Consider the following 11,987-nt stretch of genomic DNA (forward strand, 5'->3'; position numbering starts at 1 on the left):
TAAAGCTTGTCGGTAGACTATCCAAGCATAAATACAATCTCTATTGATAGAGATGTAATATCAAATAATAAAAAGGATCGACACGTGGAAGTTCGTCATGACTGGACAGTTGCTGAAGTAAGAGCACTGCTTGAAAAACCGTTTATGGATTTAATGTTTGAAGCTCAAGTGGTTCATAGACAGTACCAAGAGCACAACCACGTGCAGGTGAGTACGCTTCTATCGATTAAAACCGGTGCTTGTCCTGAAGACTGTAAATACTGCCCTCAAAGTGCTCACTACCGAACGGATGTCGACAAAGAACGCTTAATGGAAGTCGAGCGTGTTTTGGATGCGGCGCAAAAAGCCAAAAACGCGGGTTCGACTCGTTTCTGTATGGGCGCGGCATGGAAAAATCCGAAAGAACGCGATATGCCTCACCTAACTGACATGATCAAAGGTGTGAAAGGCATGGGCCTAGAAACCTGTATGACGCTAGGTATGCTAACGCCCGATCAAGCTGGCGAGTTAGCGGATGCAGGTCTGGATTACTACAACCACAACCTTGATACTTCTCCGGAGTTCTACGGCAGCATCATTACTACTCGTACTTACCAAGATCGTTTAGATACATTATCTCACGTGCGTGATGCCGGTATGAAGATCTGTTCTGGTGGTATTATTGGTATGGGTGAAAGCACCAATGATCGTGCGGGTCTACTTGTAGAACTGGCTAACCTTCCAGTACACCCTGAGAGTGTGCCAATCAACATGCTCGTAAAAGTGAAAGGCACACCGATGGAAAACGTTGATGATGTTGAGTCTTTTGACTTCATTAAGCTTATTGCGATTGCTCGCATCATGATGCCAATGTCTGCGGTTCGTCTATCTGCAGGTCGTGAGAACATGAATGAACAGATGCAAGCGATGTGTTTCATGGCGGGTGCAAATTCTATCTTCTACGGCTGTAAGTTACTTACTACGCCAAACCCAGACGAAGACACGGATATGCAGTTGTTTAAGAAGTTGGGTATCAATAGCCAACAGGTGGCTCAAAAGCCTGACGAAATTCAAGAAAATGAACTGTTAGATCAAGTGGTGGAGCGCGTTGCTGCTCGTCCAACGAAAGATGACATGTTCTACGATGCCACTGTTTAAATCTCGCATCAAAAGTGCCCTTGTTCATCGTCGCGAGCAAGGGCTAACTCGTCAACTTAAGGTACTCGAAAACAGCAATAGCCCTTTGCTTAATAGTGAAGGTTCTAACTTCATTAATTTTTCGAGTAATGACTATTTAGGCTTGGCAAACGATCCTGAACTGGTCGATGCATGGCAAACCGGACTTTCCCAATATGGTGCCGGCAGTGCGGCATCGCCATTGGTCACAGGTTTTAGTCCTGCTCATCTAAATTTAGAGGCTCAGCTGTGTGAATGGCTTGGATTTGAACGAGCCATACTCTTTAGTTCTGGTTTCAGCGCTAATCAAGCTTTGTTGTTTTCTCTGCTCGAAAAAGACGACTCTCTGTTGCAAGACAAACTTAACCACGCCTCTTTAATGGAAGCGGGGATGCTTTCACCTGCAACCATGAAACGCTTTAAGCACAACGACACGCAGCATCTAGAGTCTCTACTAAGCCAATCTCCACAATCCTTGGTCGTGACTGAGGGCGTTTTCAGCATGGATGGCGATCAAGCGCCTCTCAGCCAGATCTTTAACCTGACTCATCAATACGACAGTTGGTTGGTGGTTGATGATGCCCACGGTATCGGCGTATTAGGTGATAAAGGGGCTGGGAGTTGCAGTGCAGCACAAATCTCACCGGATATTTTGGTGGTGACCTTTGGCAAAGCATTTGGCCTTTCTGGTGCTGCGATTCTTTGTTCGTTAGAAGTGGGTGATTACTTAACTCAGTTTGCTCGTCATCATGTGTACTCGACGGCGATGCCACCTTCACAAGCAGTGGCTTTGTCTCATGCGTGTCAGATGATTCAGACGCAAGAGTGGCGTCGAGAGAAGCTCATGAAGCTAGGTGCGATCTATGCGGAGGAGATGAGTGGCGTGAAAGGTTTTATAGATACTCAGACTCCGATTAAGCCGTTTGTAATCGGTGAAGCACAGGCGGCACTGTCTGTTGCTGAAGAATTAAAGCGTAAACAAGTTTGGGTAACGGCGATAAGGCCGCCAACCGTTCCGAAAGGGACAGCTCGTTTGCGTATTACCTTAACGGCGAATCACAGTGAGGATCAGATTCATCAGTTAACCAGGTCGTTGCATCAGGCAATTGACCGAAGCAGTGAATCGGGCATCGATCCAAGCTTAGAATCAAATAAAGAGGCTCAGTAAATGTCACAAGAAGCAGTAGTGAATAATTACGTAGGCCAAGACAAAAGTGCGATTGCCAAAGCCTTCGGAAACGCAGCAACAACCTATGACAAACACGCTGAGTTTCAGCGAGATGTCGGCCACCGACTACTGGATAAGTTACCGAGTGATCTATCAGGGTTAAAGGTGCTCGATTTAGGTTGTGGGACTGGTTATTTCTCAGAGCAACTTGTAAAACGAGGGGCCGAAGTAGTATGCGCTGATCTTTCTGTTGGAATGTTGGAAACAGCAGAAAAACGTTGTGGCGCATCTGTCTCTTTATACCAACAAGCCGATGCCGAACAATTACCGTTTGAAGATGGGTGTTTTGACATCGTTTTCTCTAGCCTTGCGTTGCAATGGTGTGACGACTTGTCGTCGCCTTTGAAAGAGATGAAGCGTGTCACTGCGGCTGGTGGGTCTGTGATTTTCTCAACTTTGCTTTATGGGTCACTGTTTGAGTTAGAAAAATCATGGTCTAAAATTGACACACATCAACACGTTAACCATTTTATTACAATCAATCAGGTAAAAATTGCGTTAGCGCAATCTAGCTGTACGGCTCATCAACTAGACTTGCCCACCATCACCGTTTGGTACGACACTGCGTTTGAACTGATGCGCGACCTTAAAGGTATCGGCGCTAATCACGTAAGTGGTCGCTCACAAGGTTTAACAAGTCGCCGCATGTTGCAGCTCGTTGAACGGGAATATCGAGAGTTTAAAAACCATCAAGGTTTCTTGCCAGCAACATATCAAGTTTGTTTAGGGGTTATTCAATTATGATTGATGCATTATTCATTGCAGGTACGGATACCGAAGTTGGAAAGACTGTGGTTTCAAAAGCGATTCTTCAAGCTTTAGCCGCGCAAGATTTATCAACAATTGGCTATAAGCCAGTTGCTGCCGGAAGCGAGCAATACCCAGAAGGGTTGCGTAATAGTGATGCATTGCACCTTCAAGAAGCGGCAACGCAAGATATTGCTTACGAAGACGTGAATCCATATGCGTTATTGCTACCGTCATCGCCTCACATCGCGGCAAAGCATGACGGCGTAGTGATTGATACAGCGATATTATCAGCGAAGCTTGAAGCGCATAAGCAAAATTCTGATATCGTTCTAGTTGAAGGTGCTGGTGGTTGGCGTGTTCCGGTTTCAGACGACGAATATCTGTCTAGCTGGGTTAAAAAAGAACAGCTTCCAGTGGTTTTGACTGTAGGTATTAAACTGGGTTGTTTGAGCCATGCTCTATTAACGGCAGAAGCGATTCGTGCTGACGGCCTAAATCTAGTAGGTTGGGTAGCGAACCGTATTAATCCAGGCACTGAACATTATGCTGATATTATTGCGATGCTTGAGGATAAGCTAGGTGCACCGAAGTTAGGTGAAATTCCTTACGTACCAAAAGCGAAGTCAAAGAACATTGGTAAGTACATTAATGTTCAACCACTACTTGATCTTTAAATCTCAAGTTATACGTCAAACAAGAAAAGGGCTGCGATTGCAGCCCTTTTTCTCTGTTAAGCCTTTGACCATTGGTTTATAAACAATTGGTCTGTTACATAAGCAAGCTTAGGATCAATGTTCTTTTGTTAGTCCCATTAGCGCTTGCTGTGTTTCTGTGATTTCTGCCTGAGCCGTTTGCGGTGTTAGAATTCCAATCTGCTTTTTCGCTTCTTCTTCAGTAATCCCTAGGTGACAGCACAGTAAATCGATAGCCATTTGAGTGTTAGTACCTTCAACCATGATCGTTCCCTTTTTGTACATGGACTAGCCAATAAATCATCTGAAGTCACTGTAAACGGATTGTTATATCGACACCATACGACTTAGGTCTAATAGACCATAATTAACGCGGCTACAATCTCGTAATCAAATGTTGCAATTTAATGCTTAACCTTGTTTTCTTAATCTAAGACTATATGTATAAGTAAGTATAAGTCTTCAAGGCTGGAATCAATTGCTGTCTGCCTTGCCTATAACAATAAGTTTTATAAAAATAGCTTTCATGCGGAGATAAGTAATGAAGCGAGTAATGTTGTTCCTTGCAACCAACCTTGCGGTTGTATTGGTACTAAGTGTTGTTCTTAATATTGTATATGCAGTTACAGGTATGCAACCAGGAAGCCTTTCAGGCTTGTTGTTAATGGCTGCAGTATTTGGTTTTGGCGGTTCATTCATTTCATTAATGATGTCAAAGAAAATGGCACTACGCTCAGTAGGCGGCATGGTCATTGAAAGCCCACGTAACGAAACAGAACATTGGTTGATGGAGACGGTAAGCCGTCAATCTCAACAAGTTGGTATTGGTATGCCAACAGTGGCGATCTACGACTCGCCAGACATCAATGCATTCGCGACGGGTGCTAAGCGTGATGATTCATTGGTCGCAGTATCAACAGGTCTTCTACACAACATGACGCGTGATGAAGCTGAAGCAGTATTAGCACATGAAGTTAGCCACATTGCGAACGGAGACATGGTGACCATGACGTTAATGCAGGGTGTTGTGAACACGTTCGTTATCTTCTTATCTCGTTTCATCGCTAACATTGTTGCGTCGAATGACAACGAAGAAGAGGGCGGCAGCAACATGATGGTGTACTTCGGTGTGTCTATGGTGTTGGAATTGGTATTTGGTTTCTTAGCAAGCTTCATTACGATGTGGTACAGCCGTCATCGTGAATTCCATGCCGATGCAGGTGCAGCGAACCTAGTGGGTAAAGAGAAGATGATTGCCGCTCTGGAGCGTCTAAAGGTGAGCCACGAACCACAACTAGAAGGTTCTATGATGGCGTTTGGTATCAACGGTAAGAAGTCTCTTACTGAGCTACTAATGAGCCATCCACCGTTAGATAAGCGTATTGCGTCTCTACGTAACATGTAATCGCTACGTATTCTTTTGTCACTAATCGACAAGATACATTTGAAAGGCTTCCTTCGGGAGGCCTTTTTTGATCTTGTCATTCAAGAGAGTAAGTCTCCGGGAGTTATGTGTCTGGTGATAAAGCGTTACGATATGGAATGGATTATATCGAACGGATTAAGATGAGTAGGTCAATGATACTGGTTTGCTTTGTATTATTTTGCTGGCGGTTCTTGTGCTCAATACATTTTGTTCCGCTCAACAAAAAGGCTTCCACATGGGAAGCCTTAGTCTATTCTGTGATTCGAAATTCGAACCTTACAGCTTGTCAGTTAGCTCGATTGCTTGACCGATGTAGTTCGCTGGAGTCATCTCTTTTAGGCGAACTTTCTCGTCTTCAGGGATCTCTAGACCATCGATGAATGCACGCATGCCTTCGCCATCTACACGTTTACCACGAGTTAGCTCTTTTAGCTTCTCGTATGGCTTCTCGATGCCATAACGACGCATTACTGTTTGTACTGGTTCAGCCAATACTTCCCAGTTCTTGTCTAGTTCAGCAAGTAGCGCAGCACGGTTAACTTCAAGCTTGCTAATACCTTTCAGAGTCGAAGTGTATGCAATGATTGCGTAGCCAACACCCACACCTAGGTTACGAAGAACCGTAGAGTCAGTAAGGTCACGCTGCCAGCGAGAAACTGGAAGTTTTTGTGCAAGGTGGCTGAATACTGCGTTAGCTAGACCAAGGTTGCCTTCAGAGTTTTCGAAGTCAATTGGGTTAACTTTATGCGGCATAGTAGAAGAGCCGATTTCGCCAGCAATAGTCTTCTGCTTGAAGTGACCAAGAGCGATGTAGCCCCAAACGTCACGGTCGAAGTCAAGAAGGATCGTGTTGAAACGAGCAATTGCATCGAATAGCTCAGCGATGTAATCGTGAGGTTCGATTTGAGTTGTGTACGGGTTCCAAGTTACGCCAAGAGATTCAGTGATGAACTCTTCGCTGAACTTGTGCCATTCAACTTCTGGGTATGCAGAAAGGTGTGCGTTGTAGTTACCTACAGCGCCGTTGATTTTCGCTAGGATCTCAACGTTTTCGATTTGCTTGAATTGACGTTCCATACGGTACGCAACGTTAGCCATCTCTTTACCCATAGTAGAAGGAGAAGCTGGCTGACCATGTGTACGAGACAATAGAGGAATATCACGGTACTCGTTCGCAAGTGCTTTGATAGCATCAATTACGTTACGGATTTCTGGAAGAATCACAGTGTCACGAGCTTCTTTAAGCATAAGTGCGTGAGATGTGTTATTGATGTCTTCAGAAGTACATGCAAAGTGAATGAATTCATTTACTGCGTGAAGTTCAGGAACGCCAGCTACTTTCTCTTTCAAGAAGTATTCAACCGCTTTAACGTCGTGGTTTGTCGTGCGTTCGATCTCTTTGATACGCAGAGCGTCTTCTTCACTGAAGTTAGCTGCTAGTTCATCAAGAAACTGGTTAGCTTCTGCACTGAACGCTGGTACTTCTGCGATTGCATCAGTTTGTGCAAGCTTTTGTAACCAACGAATTTCAACGATAGAGCGGTATTTTAGTAGGCCAAATTCACTAAAGATGCTGCGTAGTGCAATAGTCTTACTTCCGTAACGGCCGTCTACTGGTGAAACAGCAGTCAATGCTGACAGTTCCATGGTGTTCTCCTGAATTGAGTTTTCTAAATTTTGAGAGGTTTATACCAGTAACAATCTCAATTGTCACGCACATTGCGCAAACGTTTGCGTGAGAGTTGTGTTGATACAAAAAACAAGCTCGCGACGAGGCGCGAGCTAATAAATCACATTCGAGCTAATAAGATTTGAGCTTGCTCGATCATCTTCTTACGACCGAAGATTAGGTGGCGACGTTTACCGCCAACCTGGCGCCAAAGCACAGCGCTTCGAATCCCTGATAGAAGAAGCGCACGAACCTTATGTTGGCTCGACGTCTGTTGAAGTACTGATGGTGTCCCAGATACCTGAATGCGAGGGCCGATAGGACTCACAACATCTAGGTAGATGCTCGCTAAGTTACTGATCATTTGCTCGTCAAACAGATCAAAGTGTTCAGTTTGGCGTTCTGCCGTTTGTATACGGTCGCCAAGTTGAGACATCGAATCGTTACGAGAAGATAGTTTACGCTCAAGCGCCATCAAGCTGATGATGTAGCGCGTGATATCGCTACCAGCTGGAGTACTATCGATACCTTTTACTAAGCACTCAAGGCCAAGCTTTAGGTTCGCTTCACGTCCAAATACGCCCACAGTATTCACCGGATTGGTATTCAAAATAGCACTGAGTGAAGCTTCGAAGGCATCTTTATCACAATGGCCGTCTTTCGCTACTTGTTGAACCAAAGCCACAGCTTGGCAAATTCCGGCGAAAGCAATAGTACGGTCATAAAGTGTATTAGCCACGTAGTAACTCCTAGTTGTCTTCTATCGTTCGTTTGATAATAGTTAGATGCGCTTTTCGATGATACCACCACCAAGACAAACGTCGTCTAGATAGAATACTGCCGATTGACCAGGGGTCACAGCAATCTGTGGTTCATCAAAAATAACCTTAATGTTCTCGTCATCAATTGGGATGATTGTACAAGGAATATCGGTTTGACGGTAACGAGTTTTTACCGTGCATGTCATAACTTCAGTAATTGGTGTGCGATTTACCCAGTGAAGCTGAGAAGCAATCAAACCCTCTGATTTCAAAAGAGGGTGGTCTTTACCTTGTACTGCGATCAGCACATTACGCTTCAGATCTTTTTCACCAACAAACCATGGTTCTTCATTACCACCACCACCTTTGGTGCCACCAATATGCAGGCCTTTACGTTGACCTAATGTGTGGTACATCAAACCTTGGTGTTGACCAATTACTTGGCCTTCAGGTGTCTCGATGTTACCCGGCTGTGCTGGTAGGTACTTGCCTAAGAATTCAGTGAACTTACGTTCACCAATAAAGCAGATGCCCGTTGAGTCTTTTTTCTTTGCTGTAATCAAATCTTGTTCTTCAGCAATACGTCGCACTTCAGGTTTCTCTAATTCACCAACTGGGAATAGGCTGCGTGCCACTTGGTCTGAGCTTAATGTGTATAAGAAATAGCTTTGATCTTTGTTGCTGTCTAGGCCACGTAGCATTTCTGGTTTCACACCAGCGTCTAGCTCTTCTTGAGTAGGAAAAGTACGACGAACGTAGTGACCCATCGCAATGTAGTCTGCGTCTAATACTTCATCTGCAAACTCTAAGAATGCTTTGAATTTGATTTCTTTATTACAAAGAATGTCTGGGTTTGGCGTACGACCTGCTTTGTACTCAGCAAGGAAGTATTCGAATACATTGTCCCAGTACTCTGCGGCAAAGTTGATAGTGTGAAGGTGGATACCTAATTTGTCACATACCGCTTGAGCATCAGCAAGATCTTCAGCTGCCGTGCAGTATTCTTCGTTATCGTCTTCTTCCCAGTTTTTCATGAAAAGGCCTTCTACCTGATAGCCTTGTTGCTGAAGAAGATACGCCGATACTGACGAATCTACACCGCCGGACATACCGACAATTACTTTCTTTTCGCTGTTTCCAGAGCTGATATCTGACATGTCTAAACACCGTTACTATTACTTGGTCGCAGATTCTAACAGAAAGAGAAACGCCGTGACAGATCCGAGACCGGAATCACAGTTTCATTTGCACAAATAGTGCGCTGACTTTGTTAGAGAATCGCATGAGAGCGAGGTGAGTCGCTAGGATGTCAGAAGTATATGTGGCATAGTCGCTCGAAATCCAAGACCTGAGATAAAAAAATGTCTGAACAAAATGAATTTATGCAAGAAGAAGAGCTGATTGAGATCATCGAGAACCAGCTTGAGGATGGTGAACCAGTGAAAGTGAAAGAGACGTTGATGCGTTTAATGATGACTGGTACACCGCGTGAAGAAGCAATTGCGGCTATGGCATGTGCACTGGCTATTGAAGTATTTGACGTAATGAAAAATGGTGCAGAGTTCAATCAAAAACGTTATGCAGAGCATTTGGGTATGCTGCCTGATTTAAGCTTTATGGAAGGCGAATAAAAAAATAGTACAGCAAACGTTTGCTATAGTTTGAAAGATTGCCGCGTTAAATATTGCGCGGTAGAATCCGCCACCTATTTCCCCTTGACTTAGACTAGCCCTATGAAATTCCCTGGACAACGTAAATCAAAGCACTATTTTCCGGTTCACGCTCGTGACCCTTTAGTTAGCCAAGCTCAAACTAGTAAAAGAATGTCACGTACTCATATTATCGGCATTGACCAAACATTGGTGGATATCGAAGCGAAAGTGAGTTCTGAGCTAATCGAAAAATATGGCTTAAGTAAGGGACATTCGCTAGTCATCGGTGACGAAGCTGCAGAGTCTTTATATCAAGAATTAAAAGAGCAGTGCTTGATTACCAATGAATATGCTGGTGGTACGATCGGCAATACATTACACAACTATTCAGTGCTGGCAGATGACCGTTCAACGCTGCTAGGTGTAATGAGCCAAGATATTAAGATTGGTAGCTATGGTTATCGTTATTTATGTAATACATCAAGCAGAATGGATCTGAATCATTTACAAGGGGTAGATGGCGCAATTGGTCGCTGCTTTGCATTAATTACTGAAGATGGTGAACGTACTTTCGCAATTAGCGAAGGTCAAATGAACCAACTAAAACCTGAGAGTATTCCTGAAAAGATCTTCAAAAGTGCTTCTGCTTTGGTATTAACCGCTTATTTAGTTCGTTGTAAACCTGGCGACCCAATGCCTGATGCAACAATGAAAGCGATCGAGTACGCGAAGAAATATGATGTACCCGTTGTATTAACGTTGGGAACTAAATTCGTTATTCAAGATGATCCAGAGTTTTGGAAAGATTTCCTTGAGCAGCATGTAACAGTTGTTGCAATGAACGAAGACGAAGCGGAAGCGTTAACTGGTGAAAGTGATCCTCTTGCCGCTTCTGACAAAGCGCTAGAGTGGGTTGACTTAGTTCTATGTACTGCAGGCCCTGTTGGCCTATTTATGGCGGGTTACACAGAAGACGCCGCAAAGCGTGAAACGTCTTTACCTCTATTACCGGGTTCTATTGCGGAATTTAACCGTTACGAGTTTAGCCGTCCTGCTCATAAAAACTTATGTGACAACCCGACTAAGATCTATTCGCACATTGCACCTTATATGGGTGGCCCTGAAAAGATCAAGAATACCAATGGTGCAGGTGATGCTGCGTTATCGGCTTTATTGCATGATATGGCTGCGAATAAATACCACAAAGAAAACGTGCCTAACTCAAGTAAGCACCAACATTCATTTTTGACGTATTCGTCTTTCTCGCAAGTTTGTAAATATTCAAACCGAGCAAGTTATGAAGTGTTAGTTCAACACTCTCCACGTTTATCTCGTGGTCTTCCTGAAAGAGAAGACAGTTTAGAAGAAGCTTACTGGGAAAGATAAGGTGTCGTACTTATCAAATGAACTTCTCGGTTTATTAAGTACGCTACTGTGTTTATCAAATCCAGTAACGAATAACAAAATATAAAAAAGGCTCCGAAAGGAGCCTTTTTTGTTTCTGAATATATTCAAGCCGTAAATAATACTTTGGTCGACTTAAATATTAATTCTATTGCTTAGTGTGTTATTGATTATTCACTTAGCAAACACGATGCGTTAAAGAGCAAACTCTTCTAGAGATTTACCAGCATCTAGTTGTTCTTGGATAGCTGAAGGCGTACGGCCTTGACCTGTCCAAGTTTTCTCGTTGCCGTTTGCATCTACATATTTGTATTTAGCTGGGCGAGGAGCACGTTTAGCTTTTGTCGTTTTAGATTTTGCTTCACCAGAAAGTGCAGCGATAAGATCAGCAACATCAATTCCGTCTTTTGCAATTTGTTCAGCGATAGCAGAAAGCTTAGCTTCTTGCTCTGCTTTAGCAGCACGTTCTTCAGCTTCAGACTCTTGACGCTCTTGTACAACAATAGTCAGCTTGTCTAGCGCTTCTTCAAGTTGCTCAAGAGTTAATTCACGTGAGAATGCACGAAGGCTGCGGATATTTAATAAAGTTTTTGTTAATTCAGACATGATATTTCCCATCAAGGTAAACTAAATAATCCTCCTAATAATAAACAGAGCCTAGGAATAAAACAAATAGTATTTCTTCTATTACATATTTAAATAAAGAATTGAGATGAATAGTTGAAAATGAAAAGGCGAACTCCTAGTGAATTTATAATAATTATTAAGAATATCTAAAAAACTGATATGTGACTGGTGGAGTAATTACCTTAAGTTGACTATTCTTCTATTGATTACTTCATTAACAAAAAACTATTTTTGTCGGAATGATATGTTGCAATGCTGCCCTTGATGAGTACAATTGCGGCTACCTGATGCGATGCTTTGGTTGATTTGTTGTTAAACTTTGGTTTCAACGGTTAATAATGTTATCGCACGTAGAGGTGCAATTATAAAAAGTAGTTTTCGTTGGGGTGATGCCAATGAACGGGAATGAAAGGTCTAATTGCCGAAGTAAATTGTATATCTAAGCAATTTGCTGGGGTTGTGCTCAATAGGTACAACACTGCCATAGTCTTAATTTTAAACTATGGAGCGCTACTGTAGGGTTGGGTGAAGTGTTCACTTCCCTTTCGCTTAGTTCAACATGAGCTTGATAAGCCGTATCAAGTTTGTCTGCAGTAGATCTCTAGCCAAATAAAAAACTGGTT

At 43.2% G+C, this 11,987-nt stretch carries 12 protein-coding genes and 1 riboswitch; of the genes, 7 read left to right on the top strand and 5 right to left on the bottom strand.

Going from position 1 to position 11,987, the window contains the following annotated elements:
* Positions 1–84 precede the first annotated feature (84 nt).
* The 4 genes from bioB to bioD are packed head-to-tail and all read left to right on the top strand — an operon-like array spanning position 85 to position 3,807.
* Positions 85–1,137, top strand: a complete 1,053-nt coding sequence (gene bioB / locus ACFI6G_RS00390) for a biotin synthase BioB (protein ID WP_010439965.1) — start codon at positions 85–87, stop codon at positions 1,135–1,137.
* On the top strand, positions 1,124–2,323 hold the full coding sequence (bioF, locus tag ACFI6G_RS00395) for an 8-amino-7-oxononanoate synthase (protein WP_371964272.1): 1,200 nt from the start codon (positions 1,124–1,126) through the stop codon (positions 2,321–2,323). The genes bioB and bioF overlap by 14 nt, the downstream gene beginning before the upstream one ends.
* A complete protein-coding gene (bioC, locus tag ACFI6G_RS00400) occupies positions 2,324–3,127 on the top strand; it encodes a malonyl-ACP O-methyltransferase BioC (RefSeq protein WP_010439970.1) in 804 nt (267 codons plus the stop codon).
* Entirely contained in the window at positions 3,124–3,807 is a 684-nt protein-coding gene (gene bioD, locus ACFI6G_RS00405; RefSeq protein ID WP_010439972.1) for a dethiobiotin synthase, read from the top strand. The genes bioC and bioD overlap by 4 nt, the downstream gene beginning before the upstream one ends.
* Before the next feature lie 114 nt (positions 3,808–3,921).
* On the opposite strand, the gene ACFI6G_RS00410 is transcribed toward bioD, so the two are convergent.
* Entirely contained in the window at positions 3,922–4,110 is a 189-nt protein-coding gene (locus ACFI6G_RS00410; protein WP_133126295.1) for a hypothetical protein, read from the bottom strand.
* Positions 4,111–4,366: 256 nt separating this feature from the next.
* Between ACFI6G_RS00410 and htpX the strand changes: the two genes are divergently transcribed.
* On the top strand, positions 4,367–5,230 hold the full coding sequence (gene htpX / locus ACFI6G_RS00415) for a protease HtpX (protein ID WP_010439977.1): 864 nt from the start codon (positions 4,367–4,369) through the stop codon (positions 5,228–5,230).
* A gap of 297 nt (positions 5,231–5,527) precedes the next feature.
* On the opposite strand, the gene purB is transcribed toward htpX, so the two are convergent.
* From purB to mnmA, 3 genes are all read right to left on the bottom strand, one after another.
* On the bottom strand, positions 5,528–6,898 hold the full coding sequence (gene purB / locus ACFI6G_RS00420) for an adenylosuccinate lyase (protein WP_016768562.1): 1,371 nt from the start codon (positions 6,896–6,898) through the stop codon (positions 5,528–5,530).
* 143 nt (positions 6,899–7,041) lie between these two features.
* A complete protein-coding gene (gene hflD, locus ACFI6G_RS00425) occupies positions 7,042–7,659 on the bottom strand; it encodes a high frequency lysogenization protein HflD (RefSeq protein WP_010439981.1) in 618 nt (205 codons plus the stop codon).
* Between the two features lie 42 nt (positions 7,660–7,701).
* On the bottom strand, positions 7,702–8,838 hold the full coding sequence (mnmA, locus tag ACFI6G_RS00430; RefSeq protein ID WP_010439984.1) for a tRNA 2-thiouridine(34) synthase MnmA: 1,137 nt from the start codon (positions 8,836–8,838) through the stop codon (positions 7,702–7,704).
* Positions 8,839–9,042: 204 nt separating this feature from the next.
* On the opposite strand from mnmA, the gene ACFI6G_RS00435 reads away from it, so the two are divergent.
* On the top strand, positions 9,043–9,312 hold the full coding sequence (locus ACFI6G_RS00435; RefSeq protein WP_010439986.1) for a hypothetical protein: 270 nt from the start codon (positions 9,043–9,045) through the stop codon (positions 9,310–9,312).
* 102 nt (positions 9,313–9,414) lie between these two features.
* On the top strand, positions 9,415–10,719 hold the full coding sequence (locus ACFI6G_RS00440; RefSeq protein ID WP_010439988.1) for an inosine/guanosine kinase: 1,305 nt from the start codon (positions 9,415–9,417) through the stop codon (positions 10,717–10,719).
* Between the two features lie 213 nt (positions 10,720–10,932).
* Here the strand turns inward: ACFI6G_RS00440 and ACFI6G_RS00445 are convergent, their stop codons facing one another.
* Complete coding sequence (locus ACFI6G_RS00445) at positions 10,933–11,343, bottom strand: H-NS family histone-like protein (protein WP_010439989.1); 411 nt, start codon at positions 11,341–11,343, stop codon at positions 10,933–10,935.
* Between the two features lie 364 nt (positions 11,344–11,707).
* A riboswitch (Lysine riboswitch) is annotated at positions 11,708–11,885 on the top strand.
* Positions 11,886–11,987: the final 102 nt, after the last annotated feature.

The organism is Vibrio sp. PSi01, from assembly GCF_054960695.1.